Below are 22,597 nucleotides of genomic sequence, written 5' to 3'. Positions count from 1 at the left end.
GAAGATGATTCTATTTGGTCACTATATTCTCAGCGATGCGGGTCACGAGAAGCTGGTTAATGCGAAAACCTTCGACATCGACCACTTCGAAACGAAACCCAGCGGCTTCTACACGGTCGGCTTTACGAGCCATACGACGGAGGCGATGCATAACGAACCCACCGACCGTATCAAATTGTTGTCCATCCTCGAAAAGCGGAATATGTAATTCACGGATTACATCGCCAATAGGAGCCGCTCCATCAATGAGCCAGGAATGGTCATCACGGCGAACGATAGCCTGTTCCTCAAAGGGATTGGCGAGCCCATCCATGAGAGCACCCATAATATCCTTGAAGGTAATGAGGCCGACAACAAGTCCATATTCGTTGATAATAAGGGCAAACCCGGCCCCGTGCGTATCGAACTGAGCGAGTGTCTCCCACAGATTTAATGTGTCTGGGAGGGAGAGTACATCACGTCGCATCCGGAAGATTGGATTACGGACCGGAGCAGGTTGGCTTGTCAGTACAGCAGGTTCGTCCACGACAGCGACAAGTACGTCTTCTGCGCGAATAGAACCAATGACATGATCCAGACCACCATCACAGAGAGGATAGCGTGAATAGGGACGAACGCGTACTTTATCGCGCTGACTTTCCAGGCTTTCATGTGCATCTAAATAGACAATTTCGTCCCGCGGGGTCATGGCAGAAGCTACAGAGCGATTTTGTAGATCCATAACATTTTGGATCATTTGATGTTCTTGTTCTAATAACACGCCGGAGGCCGTTCCAGCGGCGAGCATGGCACGAAGATCCTCTGGGGTGACAGGGTCAACCGTCGCCGTCGCAGGGATGCGGAGGAGCTTTAAAATGGCATCTGCGATATGGGAAAAAATCCAGACAGCAGGGTAGAGGAGTTTTAAGGCAAGAGTTGGAAACCATCCTACCCTAAGGGCGATCTGGTCGGGCGCGTTCATAGCCGTACGTTTTGGGAGCAAATCTGCAAAGAGAACGAACAAGCCTGTGACCAATAAAAAGGCAGCGAGTGACCCGATTTCATCGGCTAATGAGGAGCTGAGCCCTAACGCATGTAAACCGGCGGCAAAAGGCTCACTGAGCATGGCATCGCCAATAACCCCACCCAGCACACCAACAGCGTTGAGGCAGATTTGGATAGTGGTCATGACCTGACCACTATTACGGCGGAGTTTCAGAAAGGCAGCCGCACGTTGGTCGCCTTGCTCTGCGAGGATACGCATCCGCGGCTCGCGTGCGGCAGCGAATGAAATCTCAGAGAGAGAAATGAGAACAGACACACCAATTAAGGCGACTGTTGCAAGAAGCCCAAGAGTGAGCATCAGAAGGGGATGGTGATGGAGCGATAAGAAAGACATGCCTTTTTATCATAGCCTGTTCTGCTTTTTAAAAGCTATCAGATTATGCTTCGTCTAGTTGTGCTAAATGACGCCATTCTTGCTCATTTATGGTACGGATATCGAGCTCTTTTGCTTTTTTTGCTTTAGACCCCGCTTTTTCTCCCAGAATAACGAGAGTGCTTTTGCGTGACACACTATCTGTCACATGAGCGCCTAACCGTTCAGCAATGGCTTTGGCTTCGGAGCGTGACATTGTTGTCAGAGATCCTGTGAAAACAAGGGTTTCTCCTTGAAGAACTTGTTGATCTGTTTGCTCTTCTTGATGTGATTTTTCTGGTAGAATAGTGAGTTGAGAAGCCAGATCATCAAGCGTTTCACGATTATGAGCTTCATTGAAAAACGCGATGATTTCATCAGCAATGGCAGGTCCAATACCCATAATAGTACTGAGGGATGTGTATTCATCCTCATGCCCATTAGCGGCAGAAATCATGGCTGTTTGCCATGTTTCATAAGTTTCGTAATGTCGCGCTAAAAGACGTGCATTCCGTTCCCCAACGCGGCGAATGCCAAGAGCAAAAATAAAACGTGAAAAACTGATGTGACGTCGCTCATTTATGGCGTTGAGCAAATTATCAACGGATTGACGGCCCCAGCCTTCAAGGGACAGCAAAGTCCTTTCATGGTGGTTGAGGCGGAAGATATCACCTGGTTGTTTGATAAGACCCAATGCAAAGAAAGAGCGGATGCTGCGCTCACCAAGGCCATCAATATCGAAAGCGGCGCGCGAAACGAAATGAATAAGTCGCTCGACGGTTTGTGCCTTGCATGTGAGGCCTCCCGTACAGCGCCTTACAGCTTCGTCACGAACGCGTTCTGCACGGGAGCCACAAACAGGGCAATGGTCAGGGAATATAAAGCGAGGTGAGCGATCAGGACGCTCTGTATCAATAACGGTTAAAATCTTAGGTATGACATCGCCAGCGCGCTCCACTTTGGCAAGATCACCAACGCGAACATCAAGACGTGCGATTTCATCTTCATTATGGAGAGTGGCTCGTGAAACCAGAACACCTCCAACATTAATAGGCTCTAAATGAGCGACAGGGGTGAGGGCGCCTGTGCGGCCTACCTGAATTTCAATATCGTTGAGGCGGGTGATGGCTTGCTCTGCTGGGAACTTCCAGGCGGTTGCCCAACGCGGAGCACGTCCAACAAAACCAAGACGTTGCTGCAATGCTAGGTCGTCTAATTTAAAAACAATACCATCAATATCGTAATCAAGATCAGGTCGTTCACGGGCTAGGCGGTCCACATAGGCAGGGATATCACTAGCATGGGCAATGCGCTGGGAGAGAGGGTTTACGGTAAACCCCCATTGTTCAAGGATCGCTAACCATTCACTATGAGAGTGTGCCACGGGGGCGGTTGAATATCCCATGCCATAAGCAAAAAGCCCAAGAGGACGGCGGGCGGTAATGGCCGGGTCAAGCTGGCGTAATGAGCCTGCAGCGGCATTACGCGGGTTTGCGAACAGACGTTCTCCACTGCGTTCTTGTTGTTCATTGAGCGCTAAGAAATGAGCTTTGCTCATAAAGACCTCACCGCGAATTTCGATGAGATCTGGAGCGTTAGAGCCAAGCATTTCAGGAACAGATTTTATGGTACGAAGATTGGCTGTAACGTCCTCTCCTTCATTACCATCACCACGCGTTGTGCCACGTGTAAAAACACCATTTTCATAAGTGAGACTGATAGAGAGGCCGTCAATTTTTGGTTCAGCAACAAAGCAGAGTGCATCAGCGGCTCTTGCATCGAGCTCAAGAAAATTACCAATGCGGCTGACAAATTGAGAAAACTCTTCTGCGTTAAAAACATTATTAAGAGACAGCATGGGCGCGCGATGGCGTATTTTCTTGAAAGCTGGATTAGGAGCTGCTCCAACCTTTTCACTGACGCTATGAGGGTGTTTAAGTTCGGGGTGTTTTTTCTCTAAGGTTACGAGCTCAAGGCGTGCAAGATCATATTCTGCGTCAGAGACTTCAGGGTTATCATTCCCATGATAGGCTTCATTCCAACGGGCAATGGTGGCTTCGAGCTGAGCGTGGCGTTCTTTAATACTGGAAGACGTCATGATCCTGTGTGTCCAAGAAGGCTATCAGCAGCGGCGCGTGCGGCATCTGTTATTGTGTCGCCTGCGAGCATACGGGCAATTTCTTCGCGGCGTTCGTCATGGCTGAGAGGTTCAGCAAGGGTATGTGTATGCCCTTCGGAAACACGTTTGGCGATGCGTAATTGATGGTCCCCACGGGCAGCTACTTGTGGACTATGTGTGATCGCGAGAAGCTGAACATCACGCGCGACGCGGTGAAGGCGTTCCCCAATAGCCGATGCCGTGGCACCACCAACGCCTGAATCAACTTCATCAAAGACAAGCGTACTGAGTGATGAACGCCCCGCTAAAACAACCTTCATGGCGAGCATTAGGCGAGAAAGTTCACCACCTGAAGCAACTTTTCCGAGAGGTCCTGGCGGTTGTCCTGGGTTTGCTGCAATGAGAAAAGAAATATGCTCCATGCCGCGACGGTTCCATTGTTCTGGCGGAAGAGGCGTTTGTTCAACAATAAAGCGGGCACGCTCCAACTTCAGGGGCTTTAGTTCCGCCATGATTTTCTTTTCAAGCTGACGCGATGCCTTTTGGCGTGCTTGGGAGAGAAGCGTGGCGCTTTCTTCAAAAGCACGGCGCGCTTGCTGGGCTTTTTGTTCAAGCTCTGCAAGCTCCTCTGTGCCGCGCTCAATCCGCGTAAGACGTTCCTTCAAGTTTGTAAGAAATTGCGGGAGTTCCGTAACCGTAATACGATGTTTGCGGGCTTCTGCACGAAGAGTAAAGAGGCGTTCTTCTGTTTCTTCTAGTAGGCGAGAATCTGGACTTGTATCTGCCGCAAGGCGAGAGAGAAGCGTTTCGGCTTCGGCTAAAGCTTCTTCTGCTTTATCAAGAGCATTAAGGGCTTCTTGGGCTTGTTCTTGATAAGCACGATTGTCATGAATCTCTGTTTGTTGATCAGAGGCTATGGGAGAGGGAAGGAGACGCGATAAGGCACGGCTTGCGGCGCGTAGGGCTTGGGAAGGAACAGTGCTCCGGCGGTCACGCGGTGTGAGTTCGGCAAGGGCTGCTGTAACAGCTTCGCCACGGCGTTCATCATGCTGGAGCTTAATGCGTAACGCGGCAAGTTCTTCTTCTTCACCTTCTTGAGGTGCTAGAGCGGTGAGATCATCAATGGTGTGGCGTAGCCACTCTTCCTCACGCGCGGCATCATCAATTGTTTTGCGAAATTGCAATAACTCACGTCTCGCTGCTTGCCATTCATCCCATCGTTGGGCTGTGTTGTGCCGAAGAGGGTAAGGCACATCAAAATGATCAAGTAAATCAAGATGAGTGCCTTGGTCGGCAAGCCCCATCTGTTCGTGCTGACCTTGAATCTCCACGAGGAGGGAAGCAACACGGCGGAGGACATTAATGCCAAGAGGGTGATCGCAAATATAGGCGCGTGATCGACCGTCTTTTGTTACGACGCGGCGGAGGACAAGTGGCTCCCCCTTCTCGATAGATGAAATATCGAGTTCGTGAAGAAGAGCGTAAACGGGGTGATCTCCAGGAAGTTCAAATACAGCCGTTACGCTACTTTGATCAGCTCCTGCTCGGATAATACGGCTACTCGTGCGTTCGCCGAGGGCTAAGCCAAGACTATCGAGAAGAATAGACTTTCCGGCGCCAGTCTCACCTGTTAGGGCGGTGAGACCAGCATGGAACGGGAGGTCGAGCTTCTCAATCAGAACGACATCGCGGATCGAAAGATGGGTTAGCATACCCTAACTGTCGGTATTATCGGGCGGTCTGTCAAACGGGGAGCGATCCTTTTTTAGGGTATCGGTTAGAAGATATCATTCCAAAGACCAGAAAAGAAATTCCCGACAGGGTTGAGGAATGAGAAGAACCCACCGCGTCGACGTCTTTGTGGCTGCTGTTCGGAATTGTTTCCAGGGAAGGTCATATTATGCGTATTCTTCCCGGAAGGCACATTGGCAGATGTGATCTGACCATGTGCGTTTTCCCCAGGATGAGGAATATCGACTGATGTGACCTTATTCTGGACACTGTTTCCTCCTGGAGGCGGAATATAGACAGTGGCTACTTTATTTCCGTGTGCATCCGTCATTGGAGAGGATGAATCGATGGACGTAAATTTATGGTTCTGTGTTTGAGGTGTTACGGGGTCATTATACTTGTCATGTTTGCGGGATTTTTTATCACGCGGGCGATGTATATCCGGGGTGAGAAGATCATTATATTTTAACTTGTCGTAAGCGTAACGATACCATTTGCTGTCAGGAGCGTTATATCCCAGAACAGCGGCCGCTTGGCGGGCTTCATCCGGCAATCCGAGATCAAGGTTGACCTCAACGAGGCGTTCTAGAGCTTCAGGCACATGGTTGGTTGTTTGGAAGTCCTGCACAACGCGTTGATAACGACCAATAGCGGCCTGATAATCTTTTTCGGCCTGATAGAAACGCCCAACATACATTTCTTTACCAGCTAAATGGTCACGGCAAAGATCAATCTTCAGCTGTGCGTCACGTGCGTAGGACGTTTGGGGGAAGCGCGCTACCACTTCTTGCAAGGCATCCATGGCTTCGATGGTTCCCAGCTGGTCACGAGACACATCGCCAATCTGCTCATAATAGCAGAGGCCACGAAGATAATACGCATAAGCAGCATCCGGGCTTGTCGGATGGAGCTGCAGATACCGTTCTAATTGCTGAACTGAGAGAGCGTATTCACCCTGTAGGTAATAAGCATATCCCTCCATCAGTTCAGCATTACCTGTATAGCCTGAGTAAGGATAGTTTTGTTGTAGAAGTTCAAACTCTCCACTTGCCACTTTATAATGGCCGCCATGAAGAGCATCCACACCGTAATTGTAGATCGTTTCCGCATCGGCCGATTTAGGCGAGGGAAGCTGTACATTATCCGACGAGCAGCTCGTAAGGAGTGCTAGACCGACAAGGGCTAAAGGCCCAAGACGCATTAGGCCGGGGCGGGGAAAGGAAACGCGATGCGTGACAATACTTCTGACCATAACTGCCTTATAGCATGGGAGTTTCGATGCGGAAGGGGAATCATAACGCTTCCGAAGAAAATCTATTTGTTATTTACAGGTACCCGCCTTTTATCCAAGGAAAAGCACCAATTATCTTGTGACGCAAAAAGGGCGCGCAAGAGACGATTATTAAGGGTATGGCCTGTCTTAAAGCCTTCAAAGCGTCCGCGGAGACGATAGCCGCTGCAGTAGAGATCCCCAATAACATCAATCATTTTATGGCGTACAAACTCATCTTGAACATGCAGTCCGTCTGGGTTGAGCACGTGATCTCCATCAACGACCACAACATTTTTAAGCGACCCCCCCATTCCCATTCCTTGCGCTTTGAGGGCTGCGATGTCGCCATAGTTTACGAAGGTGCGGCAAAAAGCAATTCTTTCAAGGAAGTGAGAACGATCTAATGTTGTTTGATAATGTTGCTTTCCAATAACGGGGGCGGGAAAATCAATCGTTACCGAGAGCTTAAGGTTTGAACCTTTGGTTGGGATCAGTCGCGCAAAAGCTCCGTCTGGGGTGGTGACTTCAACAGGGCGGCAAATATCGATTTGGCGACGAGATTTGTTCTGTTTAACGATGCCTGCACACTCAATGAGAAAGGCATAATCACTGGCGCAGCCATCCAGGATCGGGAATTCAGGTCCCTCAACTTGAATGATAACATTATCGATTTCCATGGCATGGAGGGCGGCCATGAGATGTTCAATCGTCGAAATTGTATAAGAAGGGGGGTGTTCCGGTGGTGCAATAACCGTCGAAAGGTGACTACTGACAACACTTTCAGGCGATAGGCGGAATGGAGGGGCTTCTGGAATGTCTTTACGTTGCAGGAGGATACCACTTCCGACATCGGCGGGAAGGAGTGTCAAACGAGCATCAACTCCCAAATGCAAACCGACACCACGGCAATAAATAGGCTTTTTTAGCGTTTGCTGCGCGTGTCCTCGGTGACTCGAATCAACCTTTGACGCTGATGTATGAGAGAGTGTGTGCGATGTCGTATGAGACGAGCTGTCAGACATAACCCTTCTAACAATCCAATCTTTCGGGACGAGACGTTATGCCTAAGGTCTTAAGGGCTCGTCAATAAGGCTCAAAAGAGCATGTTAGTGCACAAGAGTGAACCAACATACCTTCTACGGAGGAGTAACTTCTGAGAAGATCAGAAGTTACTCCACGTCTTCTATTGTTGTGGGCGGCGTAAATATGCCGGAATATCAAGATGCGCACTTTCCTGCTCTGGCGCGTCATGGGGACGACCGCGCTCTGATGTTGCAGGGCGGCCAGGTGCTGCAGGAGAGGCGTTATTTTTTGGATCCAAGGATGGCGGGTTACGCTCGCCTCGCTCCTCTGAGGGAGGGGTTGGACGTGAGCGGAAGAACCGGCTGAACAAACCGCCACCATTGTTATGGGATTCTTCAGTCTGTTGTTTAGGTTCTTCGGAAGATGTTTGGCGCGAGGCTGCTGCTGGCTGATAAGCAGGTGAACTATCCAAAGCATAGTTTGGATGACGCACAGGTGGCGATTGAGGCTCTGAATTGTCCACAGAGGCAGCAGCCTGAGATGGTGATTCCTTGGCAGGCTGTTCGGCTGACTTAGCAGCCTCTACAGGAGTGGAGGCCGGTGCTATATTCTGTTCATTCTTGGGTGATGAAGCAGCAGCGTGTGATGGCTCTGGAACTTTAACAGATTCGTCGTCTTTGGTTGATGCTAGCTCGTGCTGTGGGGGCAGCGTATTAATCCCTGTCGCGACCACAGAGACTTGTACTCCACCTGTCATATCTTCTCTTACCAGGAGCCCACCGATAATTTCCGCATCCTCGTGAGCTTCTTCTCTGATACGCTCCATAACATTGGTATAATCATGAAGACCTAGATCAGGCCCACCCGTCACATTGATGAGGAGACCGCGTGCTCCACGAATAGATGTCTCTTCAAGTAATGGGTTTGAGATGGCGCGTTCTGCTGCAATGGTGGCCCATTCTTGACCATCAATCTCAGCATTGGCTGTGCCCGTGCCCATCATGGCTTTACCCATTTCACCCATAACCGTTTTAACATCGGCGAAGTCAAGGTTAATGAGACCTGGTACAACCATCAGATCCGTAATGCTCCGCACACCACCATAGAGCACATCATCGGCCATTTTGAAGGCTTCAATTAGTGTCGTTGTCTGTGTAGCGCAGCTGAAAAGATTCTGGTTAGGAATAACAATCAGCGTATCAACATATTTTTGTAGCTCTGCAATCCCTGCGTCCGCGGCACGGCAGCGACGAACCCCTTCAAATTGGAAAGGCTTGGAAACGACACCAATGGTGAGGGCCCCATTTTCCCGTGCGATACGTGCCATAACAGGGGCGGCACCTGTGCCCGTGCCACCTCCCATTCCAGCGGTTACAAAAACAAGGTCAACACCATTGAGGTGATGACGGATTTCTTCTTCAACTTCTTCAGCAGACTGGCGTCCGACTTCTGGCTTTGCTCCAGCGCCCAGGCCACGTGTTAAACTTGGGCCAAGTTGAAGGCGTGTTGGAGCTTTTGAATTACTAAGTTGTTGAGCATCTGTATTAGCAACGATGAATTCTACACTTTTTAAGTCTGTAGTAATCATATTATCGACAGCATTACCACCGCCACCACCAACGCCTATGACGGTAATACGCGGCGGGCTGACTGCGCTTACGCCAGGGGTCGTTGGGGTAAGATTCAGTGCCATAACAGATCAGCTCCAAGCGGGCAGAAAAAATGTGGGAAATAGATAACGTTTCTTTGAACGACTATACATGCTTACGGATGAGATGCACAAGGCGTTTCATGAGCCCAGAAGGGGGCTGTTTTTCTTCTGCGAGGCAAAAAGCATCATCTGCCCCACACGCCCATGCTAATAAACCGGAAGCTGTTGAAAAACCAGCAGAGATAGATGAACTTTCAGGGAGTCCTTGAATGTTATAGGGTTGCCCCATACGGACTTGGCGCCCGAAGATTCTCGCGGCAACAGGGCCGAGGCCGCTGATGAGGGATGCCCCACCAGTAAGCACGACGCGCCCATCGGCTAATTGCCCAAGACCAGCATTATCGAGGTGATGTCGGGTCATTTCGAGCGTTTCTTCAATACGTGGTGCGATGATAGAAACCAAGCGAGCCCGAGAAATGCGTTCCGTGCTTCGACCATGCGCAATGGGCAGACGGATAATATGATGTTCGTCCTCGGCAATAAGTTGTGTAGCTCCGTGCATTGTTTTGAGCCATTCTGCAACGTCTGTATGTACGGATAAGGCCGAGGCGATGTCGCGGGTGATGTGATAGCCACCAATACGGAGTTGAGCCGTATGAAGGAGGCGTCCGTGAGAAAAAACCGCGAGAGAGGTTGTTCCCGCACCCATTTCAACGACTGTAACGCCCAAATCACGCTCATCATGGTCTAAAACAGAGAGACCAGAAGCAAAAGGGCTGGATACGAGGCCTGCCAAGCGTAATTCAGCACGTTGCAACACAGTACTGAGGGTGCGTAACGCGCTGGTATTGGCATCAATGAGATGAAATTTTCCCAGAAGATAATTACATTGGTGCCCGCATGGATCAGGAACAGCAGGGGTTTCGTCTACATTAAATCCCAAAGGAAGGGTGTGGACGATGCTGCGTGTTTCATAAAAAGCCTGGCGCCGGGCATTCTCGAGAAGCATTTTAACATCTTTTGTGACAACCTCGCGCCCTCCAGGGGTCATGGCCGTGTCGATATGGTAGCTCTGAGGATTGCCACACGATAAATTGACGATGACTTCATCTATACGGCGTCGGGCCTGTTTTTCAGCGTCTCCAACGGCCGCTCGGATGACGGCTTCAACGCGGCTCGTATCAACAATAGCGCCTGAGGTAATACCTTCAGAACGTCTCCATCCCCAGCCAATAACCTGTAAACGACCGTTGCCTGTCCCTCGACCGATGAGGCAGGTTGTTTTGGTGGATCCAATATCCAACACGGCACGAATGCCTGGGCGCCAATGAAAGCCCGGGCGTTCTTCTGTTGGGAGGAGAGGGAGGACAGCCCGTTTCGCCGCATCATCTGTCGCCGGGAGGTGCGAAGAAGGTGAAGAGGGAGGAGACGTCATCATTTGTGTCATGGTGAGCCAGGCTGTGCAGGAGGTGGAGGGGATGGATCACTTTCTATCGTAAGTGGGTGAATGACCATGCGATCTGAAAGGCGCATATCAATCGATTTAAGAGGGCGTTCGAGTAAATGCATTTGTGTCTGATAGTCGCTCAGTCGTTTAAAACTTGCTTGTTCTGCGCCTTCCGGGAGAAGGATGATCGTACCATTATTGAGAAGAAGATTCCACCGCCTCTGTCCAATGCGAACAAGAGCAACGGTCCGATTACGAATATCTGGATAATGCGCCAGTAAATCAAGAGTGGCGGCAGCTTCTGTATTGGCACCTTGCCCAACGACAAGCGGAAGTTTACGAAAAACCTCTTTATCCTGTGCTGTAACAGTTTGTTCTGAAACAGGGTCTCCTTTATCATTGATCAGTATAAAGTGACCTTGTGTTTGCCAAATAGCGATCGGTACACGTTCAACAAGTGTAACAACAATCGTATCGGGCAAGTGACGTTCAACGGTTGAATGTTCTACGAAGGGCAAAGCATCAATGCGTTGGCGGGCCTGCTCTACAGAGAAGCCAAAAATATTATTATTCTCGTTCGTGCCGAGTTGAGCTCGAATTTCATCTTCCTCGGTCAGTTGGCGTCCTCGAATGATGATATGTTTGATCTGCAAGGGGTCCATAGCCGCTAGACGGGTACGTATTCCCGTCATGGTGCTATCGGACACCATACTGAAGGAAAGCCAACCACCGCCCCCAAGAAGAATGATGACAAAGAGAAGAATGCCGACACGACGCAGCAACCCTTTCTGCCGTAGCCAGAAAAGAGAAGCACGCGATGGGCGATCATCATACATATGGGAAGGGCGGGGCTCAGGTTTCATAGCCAGTTTATGGACTGTCCTTTAGAAATGGCTGAACAGGGTAGGGTTGGTCATGAAGAGCATCTTCTACCATCCAGTGGCAGAGAGTTGGATAGTCCATGCCACGCCAGGCCGCTTGCTCCGGAAGGAGAGACGTTGGGGTCATCCCAGGTTGTGTGTTCACCTCAAGGATGATGAGTCTATGACGGTGCTCGTCATAGCGAAAATCTGTACGGCTTGCTCCGCGGCACCCTAATGCTTGATGCGCTTGGGAAGCAAGCATGAGAGCTTGCTGAGTGATAGCGTCTGGTAAAGGAGCAGGAATGAGATGACGGGAACCCCCAGCATTATATTTTGCTTCGAAGTCGTAAAAACCTTCTGCTTCCTGGGGGAGAATTTCCGTTACGGCGAGTGGGGTATCATTGAGAACCGCGACGGTTAATTCGCGCCCGGGGATAAAATCTTCTGCCAAAATACGGTCTCCGAAAGACCAATTTTCAGCAATGGCCTGGCGACGGTTGTCACCAGGGCGCACAATATGCACCCCAACGGAAGAGCCTTCGGCGACAGGCTTTACAACATAAGGACGTGGCAGTGGATCAGCTTCGTAAAGCTGCGTGGGGCTAATAACGCAGCCTTTTGCGATGGGCAGTCCCGCTGCTTCTAGCGCAACGCGTGTTGCTGCTTTATCCATTGCGATAGCAGAAGCCAGGACACCTGAATGCGTATAGCGAAGCGACAGCCAGTCAAGGACGCCTTGGATCCGCCCATCTTCTCCCCCAGGACCATGAAGAGCGTTAAAAACGACATTAGGCGCGAGGTGGCGTAATGCGGTTATAGTGGCAGCAATATCAGGGCCGACATCAATGGCATGGGCGTCATAACCTTTGGCTTTGAGGGCTGTTAAGGCAGCTCCTCCGCTGGAAAGGCTGACAGGGCGCTCACTGGATGTCCCTCCCATAAGGACGGCAATGCGCGGCGATGATTGTGCAGGGTCGTGCGATAGAGTGTCCATTAGGCGCCCATATTTGTATTAGAAAAAGCAATGTGTTGATTAGGGAGAAAACGACCAAGCCGTTTAATTTCCCATTGGAGCATCACGCCACTATTATCCAACACGCGTTGTTTAACTATTTCGCCAAGATGTTCAAGTTCATAACTGCTTGCTTGGCCAGTATTCAGCATGAAATTACAGTGTTTTTCACTTATTTGGGCGTCACCAAAACGTAAGCCACGGCATCCTGCTTGATCAATAAGCGCCCAGGCCTTGTGCTCTTCAGGGTTACGAAAGGTTGAGCCTCCTGTGCGCGTGCGCAAAGGTTGGCTTTCTTCACGGGAGGCACGAATATGCGCAAGGCGTTCTTTAATCAGCGAGGGATCGTCTGGTGTGCCACGGAGCCGAGCACGTATGACAATCGCTCCTTGTGGAAGGGAACTATGGCGGTAAGACATGTTTAAATCGGCTGCTGGAAGACGTTTTTCCTGTCCATCCAACGTCAAAATATCAACCCAATCAAGAATATTGCGCATCTCACCGCCATAAGCGCCAGCATTCATTGCAATAGCGCCCCCGATAGATCCGGGGATGCCGACCAAAAACTCCATCTGCGCCAGCCCGTAGAGGGCTGCTTGTTCTGCAACTGTTACATCGAGAGCAGCCGCGCCGACAATGAGACCATGGTCGCCATCACGCGTAATATCGGCAAAGCCACCGGCAAGGCGAATAACAGCGCCTTCAAGCCCTCCATCACGAATAATGATGTTAGAACACGCCCCGAGGACTGTCAGGGGCATCGTAGAGGGACGTTGATGCAGGAACGAACGGAGGTCATCGACGTTTTTGGGAACGAACAACCAATCAGCGTTCCCTCCAGTACGAAACCATGTGCGTGCGCCTAGGGGAGCATCTTCCTTTAGCCGTCCTTGTAGACCGGAAAAGAGTGTGGAATGCGTCATTGCGCTGGCGCTCCATTTTTAGGGGTAAGAGCTTCTAGCTGTGCAGGAAGCGCCCGAGCCCAGTGCGTGATGGAGCCAGCGCCCAAGCACAAAACATAATCACCAGGCTGAGCAATCTCGGCAATCAATTCAGGCAGTGCGTCAGGTGTTGGGAGTGGAAGCGCATGGCGGTGTCCGCGTTCTTGCAACCCACGAACCAAGCTGTCACGGTCAGCTCCTTCGATAGGCGCTTCACCGGCAGCGTAAACATCGGAGACAATGACGGTATCTGCATCATTCATACTGGTGCAAAAATCATTAAAGAGCGCGTGCAGACGAGAATAACGATGTGGCTGAATGACAGCGATGATGTGACGAGCCCCAGCTTGTCGTGCAGCGTTTAAGACGGCAGAAATTTCAACAGGGTGATGGCCGTAATCATCAATAATTTTGACGTCTTTCCATGTGCCTGTCAGAGTAAAACGGCGCTGAACACCACGGAAGCCAAGTAAAGCGGCGGCAATGACTTCATCAGTGATTTCCATTTCCACAGCGACAGCAATAGCAGCAAGCGCGTTCAGTACATTATGATGGCCAAACATGGGGAGACGGAAAGGGCCGGCCCGACGCTGTGTTTCTTTGGCGCGATTCGTCACAACAACGTCAAATTGAGCGCCATGTTCATTCATCACGATATTGTCAGCGCGAACATCCGCCTGAGGGCTTAGACCATATGTGACAAGACGGTGGTCGGAAAGCTGCGGGATCATTTGTTGTACGCGTGGATGATCGACGCAGAGTACGGCGAACCCATAAAAGGGAATATTGGATACAAATTGCCGATAACCGGCTTCCATGGCTTCTTCAGACCCCCAGTGATCAAGATGCTCGGGGTCCATATTGGTAACAATGGCGATGACAGAGGGAAGCCGTAGGAAAGAGCCGTCGCTTTCATCCGCTTCGACCACCATCCAATCACCTGATCCCATACGGGTATTGGTGCCGTAAGCCTCAATAATCCCGCCATTAATAACCGTTGGGTCAAGCTTTGCTTGTTCTAATACGCAGGCGACAAGGCTTGTGGTTGTGGTTTTTCCGTGTGTGCCTCCAACGGCGACAGCCCAACGTAGCCGCATAAGCTCGGCTAACATTTCAGCGCGACGCACAACAGGGATTAGGCGTGCACGAGCAGCCATAACTTCAGGATTATCGCGTTTAACGGCTGTGGAAACCACGACGACGCGGGCATCACCAACATTGGCGGCATCGTGGCCAATATGTACGGTGATACCAGCCTGCCGTAAACGCGTTACATTAGCGCTTTCTGCGACATCAGATCCCTGAACCTTATAGCCAAGCATATGAAGGACTTCAGCAATACCGGACATGCCGATCCCGCCAATACCAACAAAATGAATGAGGCCCAGATTAAGGGGAAGAGAGCGCATAGTAATAAAACTCCGGAAGGAAATTAACGAGGGTAGGAGAGGAAATGGGGTCAATCATTAAGAACGAGCGACAGATTCAACCACATCAGCAAGTTTTTCAGCCGCATGACACTGTTGTAGCTGCCGTGCGGCAAGGGCGGCTTGGTGTAAGCGTTCTGGTTGTGAGAAGAGCGTCTCTAGCATTGAAGAGAGACGGCTTGGTGTAAAGTCTGGTTGGCGAATCATCCAGCCAGCGCCAGCTTGTTCGAGAGAGTGTGCATTGGCTCCTTGTTCATCAGAGGCCGCGATAGGAAGCGGAACGAGAAGAGAGGGGCGCCCTGACATAGTAAGTTCTGCCACAGAAGAACCACCGGCACGCCCAATGACGAGGTGTGTCTGCTTTAGAACGTCTGCAACATTGGTAATGAAAGGATGTAAGTCGGCTTCAATACCACTTTGCGCGTAAAGATTTTGTAAAGAGGGGAGATCATGCTCATTGATCTGTTGCGTGACGCGCAACCGTGAGCGAAGGGTAGAAGGAAGGGCTGCGAGTGCTGTGGGGACGACATCACTAAAGACACGGGCACCTAGTGAACCGCCCCAAACCAGCAGGTGAATAGGGGCTCCCGTCTCGGGAGGCGTATAAGGGACATCCGCCAAAGCTTCGATAGGGGGGCGTACGGGCATACCTGTGAGATGAACATTGCTCCCTTCAGGGAGGCGCGCCACGCTCGGGTAAGATGTTGCAATGGCCGAAGCAAAACGCGCGAGAAGGGCGTTTGCTTGCCCTAAAATAGCATTTCCTTCGTGAATGACAGTAGCGGGCCGACGGTTTGCCGGAAGAAGCCGTGTTCCCATAAGGGGCGGAATGGAGGGGTAACCACCAAACCCGACGACAACAGAGGGATTGATAGAACTTAAGAGCGTGCGTGCTTTTAAAATTCCATCAAGAAGACGCAGCCCCCCACGAAGCTTCCCAATAAGGCCTTTCCCCGCAATACCTCCGCCAGGGAGGATATAGTAAGGGTGATCCTTAAAGACGCCTTGTGAAATACGGTTATTGCGAGCGTCCGTCATGAGGACGACAGAGTGACCGCGCTCAATAAGACATGAGGCGAGAGCCTCTGCGGGGAAAAAATGGCCACCAGTGCCACCAGCAGCAATCACGATCGGCGCGGTCATGCGGAAGGGTCCTTATGGGGTGATGTTGGAGAAAAGAGACGGTTTGACATAGGGACCTCACTTTCTTTGGGTTGAGGCGCAAAAAGTCCTGGTTCAACACGATGACGCGTGAGCGCTAAGACCATTCCCATAGTCAAGGCAACAGAAAACGCGGAACTTCCACCATAGGAGATAAAGGGGAGTGTCATACCCTTGGTGGGAATAAGATGCAGCGTAGACCCCATGTTGATGAAGGCTTGAAGGCCAAACCCTGTGATAAGACCAGAGCTGGCAAGAATAATGAAAGGGTCTTTTTCATGGATCAGGCGTCTTAACGTGCATAGGACGAGCATAGCAAAAAGAGCAATGATGAAGCAGCACATTAAAAACCCATATTCTTCTCCGGCGACAGCAAAGACGAAGTCAGCATGAGCATCAGGCAAGAGATCTTTAACGCGTCCTTCACCTGGGCCACGCCCAAGGAGGCCACCATTCCCGAAGGCGCGTAATGATGTATCAATCTGGTAATGATCTCCTACATCGGGGTGTAGGAAGCGCTGCACACGCGAACGCACGTGATTAAAGGTGAGATAAGCGACACCAAACGCGCTGAGCATGGCGAGGACAAGAGCCCCGAAGAAAGCCATGGGCAGGCCATCAACGAAAAGCTGCGTCACAAACACCATGGTGATGACCGATAGCATTCCAATGTCAGGCTGTGCTTGTAACAGAGCGGCGATGACAAGGTAGACGAGACACGCAACAGCTCGTCCAGGGAAGCGCCATTTATTTTTGATGAGGATTGTACCGCGGAGACTGAGAAGCCAGGCGGCGAAAACGGCAAAGAAAGGTTTGAGAAACTCTGATGGCTGAACAGACATCAGCGGAAGGGCGATCCATCGCCGGGCGCCTTTAATCTCCATTCCATGAACAAGCGTCATGAAAGTAGCCCCTAGGGCGATGACCCCACCAAACACGGCCAGCCTTTTAATGCTCCGCACAGAAAGACGTGATGTTATAAGAACAACGGCAGCGGCGATGGACAAAAAGGCAACTTGTTTAAAGATAAACATGTTGCGAGATGCCCCGATACGGTGAGCGACGGCAGGGCTCGCTGCGAGCATGAGGATATAGCCCAATCCGATCAGGATACCGATTCCGGTAAGGGAGACATGGTCGATGCTTCGCCACCACTGAGCGCGCGCCGTCGAGTCCGTGCGTGAAGGGATGGCCATTACGATCTATCCTTCTTGCTCATCAGCAAAGGCGTTGACGAGTTCCTCAAAACGACGACCGCGTTCTTCAAAATTGCGGAATTGATCAAAGCTGGCACAGGCTGGTGACAGAATAATGGTAGAAGACCCTAAATCGTAAGCACGCCTAAAAGCTCGGGGCACAGCTTGTTCTAATGTACTGCAAACCGTGAAGGGAACACGATAGTGGGAGAGGGTTTTGGCCAAAAGCGGGCCATCCTGTCCAATAAGAAGCGTATGGGCGATGCGTGGGAATAGCGACGTCAGGCTTGTGATTCCACCTTCTTTTGCAATCCCTCCTGCGATCCAGATAATTTTGTCATAAGCAGCGAGAGCGTGGGCAGTAGCTTCAGCATTCGTTGCTTTACTGTCGTTAATGCACTGAATGCCGGTGACGGTCGCAATGCGTTGGAGACGGTGCTCTAGCCCTTGGAAGCTACGAATCCCTTCTGCAATGGTAGCATCGTCAAGGCCTAGATGGCGCGCTATTGCCTGGCAGGTCAGGATGTTTTGTGCATTATGACGCCCTGGTAGCATCGGAGCTTCTTCATGGGGGAAGGCTTTGTGCGGCGGGATATAGTGGACAGGAATATGCCGTTCCGTCAGTGAAGCATAGAGCGGTTCTGACCAGGGGGCTTTTTCGCCTAAAAGGGCAAGATCTTCAGAGCCCATATGGTCGAAAACATGCGCTTTTGCTTCAAGATAATGCTCCATGTCTCCATGACGTTCCATATGGTCAGGTGTCAGGTTTAAAATAACGGCCGCTGAAGCATGGAAATGCTGGAGGCGTTCCAGCATGTAAGATGACATTTCAATAACATAGACGCCGTTATCTCCCAGGAGCGGGAGGGCAAGTGCTGCTGTGCCGAGATTACCCCCAGCTGCCGCAGGAATGCCGCCCTGGCTTAGAATATGCGTAAGAAGGGCTGTTGTTGTGGACTTCCCATTTGTTCCGGTAATGGAGACAAAACGCGCCTTTGATCCCGCTTTTCGAACAACCTGCCATAAAAGCTCGGCATCAGAAAGAATAGGAACATGTTGTGAACGTGCCAAAACCGCCACTGGGTGCGGCGTTGGCCGTTGATGCGGGATCCCAGGGGATAGAATTAACGCTTCCGAGGTGCGTAAATCTGTTATGGGAGCAAGTGTAAGATTAGGATGATCTGGCAGGTTCGGGGCTTGATCATCCCAAGCTTGCACAGTTGCTCCCATTTTCAAGAGGGCTTGGACCACAGCGGTACCGTTGCGACCTAAACCGCATACGGCGTAGTGGTGGCCCTCCAGAAGGGTTTCCGGCCAAGAGGAAGAAGGAAGAAGAGCGGTCATCGTATTTTCAATGTGGCAAGCCCACAGAGCCCTAAGATGAAAGCAACGATCCAAAAACGTACGACAATCTTAGGCTCTTGCCATCCCTTTTTTTCGAAGTGATGGTGAAGTGGAGCCATGAGAAAGAGACGCTTCCCGGTGCGTTTAAACCAAAATACTTGCAAGATCACGGATATTGTCTCAGCAACAAATAAACCGCCGACCAAGCACAAAACAAGTTCATGTTTTACGGCAACAGCCATTGCCCCTAAGGCGCCACCTAGGGCGAGGGAGCCTGTATCGCCCATAAAGACATCAGCTGGTGGGGCGTTAAACCAGAGGAAACCAAGACAACCTCCAATAAGTGCAGCACAAAAGATACTCAGCTCTCCTGTACCTGGAACAGGATGGAGCTGGAGGTAATCAGCAAAAATGTGATTGCCCACAAGGTAAGCAATGAGAGCAAACACAAAGGATGCGATGATGACAGGAACGGTAGCAAGTCCATCCAGCCCATCGGTAAGATTAACGGCGTTGCCGAAACCTGTGATGGTAATCATCGCAAAGATTGGAAAAGCATAGCCTAGGGGGAGGACAAAGTTTTTAGCAAAAGGAAAGGCGATGACATTTTTTAATTCGGGCGGTGTGAGGCTTTCCAACCAAATACCGACGATTAATGAAACCGCAAATTCTGTGCCAAGACGAACTTTTTTGGAAACGCCTTTCGTATTACGGCGCGAGAGTTTTAGGTAATCGTCGGCAAACCCTACGGCACCAAAGGAAAGTGTGGTGAGTAAAACAGCCCAAACAAAGCCGTTATGGAGGTCAGCCCATAAGAGTGTCGATACGGTAAGGGCACCGAGAATGAGAACACCTCCCATCGTGGGGGTGCCTGCTTTTTCCAGGATATGACGCTCTGGCCCCAAGGTACGAATAGGCTGTCCTTGGCGTTGGATCCGTTTGAGTTGAGCAATAAAAGGGCGCCCAAATAATAACGAGATAATGAGGGCCGTTAAACAGGCACAACCTGCACGAAATGTCAGGTAATGGAGCAAGTTAAAGAAGCCACCATGGGGCGATGCGTGGGCAGCGATGAGGTCAAAAAGCATCAGAATGAAACCGCAAGCGAATCTTCCTGATTGGAAGAGGGTTGGTTAAGAGCGTCGATAAGGTCACGCATACGGCTGCCAAGACTTCCTTTTACAAGTAAAAGGTCACCGGGACGCAGGGCATTACGCAACAGAGAAGCAAGATGTCGTGAGTCAGGCGCATACCCTCCCTGGAGGTTTGTAGGCAAGGCTTCAAAGAGAATTTTCATATGTGTGCCGCAACAAAATGTGAGCGCATTGCAGGCTACAATCGGGTCACGAAGGGTGCGGTGCTCTTCATCGGCAAACTCACCCAGTTCACGCATGTCCCCCAGCACGGCAATACGACGTGAAGCCGGTATGAGTGCTAGGGTGGCTAATGCGGCGCGCATACTTGGACCGGATGCGTTGTAACTCTCGTCAATAAGGGTGACGTCTCCCGGTAAGGAACGGTGTTCTCCACGGCCCGCTTCAGGGGAGAAATGGGCCAGCGCTTGTGTGGCCGGATAAGGTTCGAGCCCCAAAGAACAAATGACGCCCATAACGAGGGACGCATTAGCAAGAAGATGCGCGCCAGGTGCGTTCAAATGGAGAGAAAATTCTCCACTGGGTGTATGGAGGACACATTGGCTTCCCTCAGCTTGGTAGTGAGGAGACATGATCCGAATGGTCGAGGAGGTGGCTTCGCCCACCTGCCAAAGGCTACATTCAGGTGGCAGTGATTGGATGATCAGATTAAGATGCGGTACATTATCGGGGATAAGCGCGCGACCATGAGGGGACGTCAGAGCGGCGAAGAGGGAGGCTTTTTCAGCCGCAATTGCTTCTAAGCTGCCCATATAGCCTAAATGCGCGCTCCCGACTGATGTAATGAGCGCGATATCGGGTCGAACTTGTTGGGCAAGAGGAGTAATTTCACCAGGATGATTCATCCCGATTTCGCTGAGGCAAAAATCGGCATCACGCGGCAGGCGCGCTAATGTCAGGGGCACGCCCCAGTGATTATTGAAGGAGGCGACAGAAGCATGCACTTTCCCATAAGGCGTGAGAGCCTGCTGGAGCATGTTTTTGGTTGTTGTTTTCCCCACACTTCCAGTGATCGCAATGGCTTTCCCTTTGAAACGCTGACGAGCAAAACGACCCAAGGTTTCAAGAGCGTGCATCGTGTCATGAACGATGAGAAGGCGAGGGTCATCGGTAAGGCCAAGATTCTGTATGGTTTCCTGATCATGAGCTACGACGCAGGCGGCCCCTTTTTCAAGAGCCTGTTTGAGAAAACGATGGCCGTCAGAATTATGACCTTTTAAGGCGATGAAAAGATCATGTGGTTTTAGCTGGCGTGTATCAATGCATATGTTTTCGACGTTAACGTCTTGCTTTAATGCGCCACCTGTAGCTTGGCAAAGCTCAGCACGTGTCCAGAGAGGAAGGGAAGACATTATGAGGCGACCTTTTCAGCGAGAGTACGTGCGATAAGACGGTCATTGAAGGGATGTATATCAGCACCGACAATTTGGCCTGTTTCGTGGCCTTTTCCAGCAATAAGTAAAATATCGCCGGGCTCTAATTGCTTTATGGCGGTTTCGATGGCGGTTTTTCGATCACCTATCTCAAGGGCTGATGGGCATGTGGCACGAATAGCTGCGCGAATAGTGGCTGGATCTTCGAACCGAGGATTATCGTCAGTGATGATAATGTGATCGGCTAGATGTTCGGCAACTTGTCCCATGAGAGGACGTTTCCCGGTATCGCGATTGCCACCTGCACCGAAGACAACATGCAGTTTCCCAGTTGTGTGAGGTCGTAAACTTAAGAGAACATTCTCTAGAGCATCAGGAGTGTGGGCGTAATCGACATAGACGGTGGCATTATTTGGCAAAGTGGCTACGCACTCACAGCGTCCTGGAACACCCTGCAATTGTGAGAGAAGAGAAAGAATGTGGGGGGCTTCTTCCTCATTATCCCAACATAAAGCGGCTGCCATGAGAGCATTATAGACCTGAAACCGTCCCGGGATGGGCAGTGTAATGTCAGGAAGTGCACGACCATGGAGTGCGAGACGAAGCACTTGTCCTTGTGGTGTCGGGTGAACAGAACGCACCGTTAATGTTGATCCTTTTTCACCAACATCACGGAGCACGAGCCCACGTTCAGCAGCGATACGATGGAGGATTTTACAGGTGGCCTCGTCCATATCGCTATTGATCACAATACGTGATCCTGGCGGGATGAGCTCGAGGAAAAGGTGAAGTTTTGCGTCACGATAGGCCTCTATCGTGCGATGGTAATCAAGGTGATCGCGCGTTAGATTGGAGAAGCCTGAAGCTGTGATCTTAACACCATCAAGCCGATGCTGGTGTAGTCCATGTGACGACGCTTCAAGCGCCACATGGGTAACATGATGTGCTTTTAAGGCAGCTAGTGTTTTAGCCAAACTAACAGGGTCAGGCGTTGTGAGTGCCGGAAGAGGTGGTAAAGTGACGGTCGTGCGAAGCCCTAATGTACCAAGGCTTGCAGCGGAATACCCTTTTAACTCCCAAAGTTGCCGTAGAAATTCGACTGTGCTGCTCTTCCCGTTTGTGCCTGTAAGCGCGACGATATGGTCAGGTTGAGGGCCTGCAAGCCAGGCTGCGGCTTGTGCTAAAAAATGAGCTGGTTGTGGAAGGTGTAGAACAGGAACGCAGTGATCACCTTCACGATGTTCTGAAAGAAAGGACGTTTCATTCTCTGATTGTGTCACGATGGCAACGGCGCCGCTGATAATGGCGAGTGGAATAAATTCTGCACCATCGTGGCGTTGTCCACGTAAAGCGACGAATACGCTTCCTTTGTGCACATGGCGACTATCCGCCGTGATATCATGAACGATGGGGTCTTTATCCTCACGTAGATTATGAGGAAGGCCATAGCTGTGTAGTAAGACAGAGAAGCGCATAGCAGTTAATT

The 22,597-nt window shown here is 50.8% G+C and carries 17 protein-coding genes; all 17 read right to left on the bottom strand.

The window, feature by feature from the left end; translation table 11 throughout:
* Positions 1-10: 10 nt before the first annotated feature.
* The 17 genes from GS501_RS06435 to GS501_RS06355 all read right to left on the bottom strand — a co-directional run bounded on the left by GS501_RS06435 (position 11) and on the right by GS501_RS06355 (position 22,586).
* On the bottom strand, positions 11-1,378 hold the full coding sequence (locus GS501_RS06435; protein ID WP_160831027.1) for a hemolysin family protein: 1,368 nt from the start codon (positions 1,376-1,378) through the stop codon (positions 11-13).
* Positions 1,379-1,421: 43 nt separating this feature from the next.
* The gene (gene ligA, locus GS501_RS06430) at positions 1,422-3,494 is read right to left on the bottom strand and encodes an NAD-dependent DNA ligase LigA (protein ID WP_160831026.1); all 2,073 of its coding nucleotides are present in this window, start codon (positions 3,492-3,494) and stop codon (positions 1,422-1,424) included.
* Positions 3,491-5,227, bottom strand: coding sequence for a DNA repair protein RecN (gene recN, locus GS501_RS06425; protein WP_160831025.1), 1,737 nt, complete (start codon positions 5,225-5,227; stop codon positions 3,491-3,493). The genes ligA and recN overlap by 4 nt, the downstream gene beginning before the upstream one ends.
* A 65-nt stretch (positions 5,228-5,292) precedes the next feature.
* Positions 5,293-6,498: an outer membrane protein assembly factor BamD gene (locus tag GS501_RS06420; protein ID WP_160831024.1), complete on the bottom strand. Its 1,206-nt coding sequence runs from the start codon at positions 6,496-6,498 to the stop codon at positions 5,293-5,295.
* 62 nt (positions 6,499-6,560) lie between these two features.
* Positions 6,561-7,541 (bottom strand): UDP-3-O-acyl-N-acetylglucosamine deacetylase, encoded by a 981-nt coding sequence (gene lpxC, locus GS501_RS06415; protein ID WP_160831023.1) that lies wholly within the window; start codon positions 7,539-7,541, stop codon positions 6,561-6,563.
* Positions 7,542-7,702: 161 nt separating this feature from the next.
* Positions 7,703-9,235, bottom strand: coding sequence for a cell division protein FtsZ (gene ftsZ / locus GS501_RS06410; RefSeq protein WP_160831022.1), 1,533 nt, complete (start codon positions 9,233-9,235; stop codon positions 7,703-7,705).
* Positions 9,236-9,296: 61 nt separating this feature from the next.
* A complete protein-coding gene (ftsA, locus tag GS501_RS06405; RefSeq protein ID WP_237442447.1) occupies positions 9,297-10,640 on the bottom strand; it encodes a cell division protein FtsA in 1,344 nt (447 codons plus the stop codon).
* Positions 10,637-11,503 (bottom strand): cell division protein FtsQ/DivIB, encoded by an 867-nt coding sequence (locus GS501_RS06400; RefSeq protein ID WP_160831021.1) that lies wholly within the window; start codon positions 11,501-11,503, stop codon positions 10,637-10,639. Before GS501_RS06400 ends, ftsA begins: the two co-directional genes overlap by 4 nt.
* 7 nt (positions 11,504-11,510) lie before the next feature.
* A complete protein-coding gene (locus GS501_RS06395) occupies positions 11,511-12,497 on the bottom strand; it encodes a D-alanine--D-alanine ligase (RefSeq protein ID WP_160831020.1) in 987 nt (328 codons plus the stop codon).
* Positions 12,497-13,438 carry a UDP-N-acetylmuramate dehydrogenase gene (murB, locus tag GS501_RS06390; RefSeq protein ID WP_160831019.1) on the bottom strand — a complete coding sequence of 314 codons (942 nt, stop codon included), beginning with the start codon at positions 13,436-13,438 and terminating at the stop codon, positions 12,497-12,499. The genes GS501_RS06395 and murB overlap by 1 nt, the downstream gene beginning before the upstream one ends.
* Entirely contained in the window at positions 13,435-14,865 is a 1,431-nt protein-coding gene (gene murC / locus GS501_RS06385; protein ID WP_160831018.1) for a UDP-N-acetylmuramate--L-alanine ligase, read from the bottom strand. Before murC ends, murB begins: the two co-directional genes overlap by 4 nt.
* 57 nt (positions 14,866-14,922) lie before the next feature.
* The gene (murG, locus tag GS501_RS06380; protein WP_160831017.1) at positions 14,923-16,026 is read right to left on the bottom strand and encodes an undecaprenyldiphospho-muramoylpentapeptide beta-N-acetylglucosaminyltransferase; all 1,104 of its coding nucleotides are present in this window, start codon (positions 16,024-16,026) and stop codon (positions 14,923-14,925) included.
* Positions 16,023-17,240, bottom strand: a complete 1,218-nt coding sequence (locus tag GS501_RS06375) for an FtsW/RodA/SpoVE family cell cycle protein (protein ID WP_160831016.1) — start codon at positions 17,238-17,240, stop codon at positions 16,023-16,025. Before GS501_RS06375 ends, murG begins: the two co-directional genes overlap by 4 nt.
* 6 nt (positions 17,241-17,246) lie before the next feature.
* A complete protein-coding gene (murD, locus tag GS501_RS06370; protein WP_160831015.1) occupies positions 17,247-18,584 on the bottom strand; it encodes a UDP-N-acetylmuramoyl-L-alanine--D-glutamate ligase in 1,338 nt (445 codons plus the stop codon).
* Positions 18,581-19,672, bottom strand: a complete 1,092-nt coding sequence (mraY, locus tag GS501_RS06365; protein WP_160831014.1) for a phospho-N-acetylmuramoyl-pentapeptide-transferase — start codon at positions 19,670-19,672, stop codon at positions 18,581-18,583. The genes murD and mraY overlap by 4 nt, the downstream gene beginning before the upstream one ends.
* Positions 19,672-21,090, bottom strand: a complete 1,419-nt coding sequence (gene murF, locus GS501_RS06360; protein WP_160831013.1) for a UDP-N-acetylmuramoyl-tripeptide--D-alanyl-D-alanine ligase — start codon at positions 21,088-21,090, stop codon at positions 19,672-19,674. The genes mraY and murF overlap by 1 nt, the downstream gene beginning before the upstream one ends.
* Entirely contained in the window at positions 21,090-22,586 is a 1,497-nt protein-coding gene (locus GS501_RS06355; RefSeq protein ID WP_160831012.1) for a UDP-N-acetylmuramoyl-L-alanyl-D-glutamate--2,6-diaminopimelate ligase, read from the bottom strand. The genes murF and GS501_RS06355 overlap by 1 nt, the downstream gene beginning before the upstream one ends.
* Positions 22,587-22,597: the final 11 nt, after the last annotated feature.

The sequence above is a fragment of the Saccharibacter sp. 17.LH.SD genome (assembly GCF_009834805.1).
In the GTDB taxonomy this organism is placed as follows: domain Bacteria; phylum Pseudomonadota; class Alphaproteobacteria; order Acetobacterales; family Acetobacteraceae; genus Saccharibacter.
The sequence above is the reverse complement of the archived record's forward strand: the minus strand, read 5'-3'. Positions and strand labels throughout refer to the sequence as shown.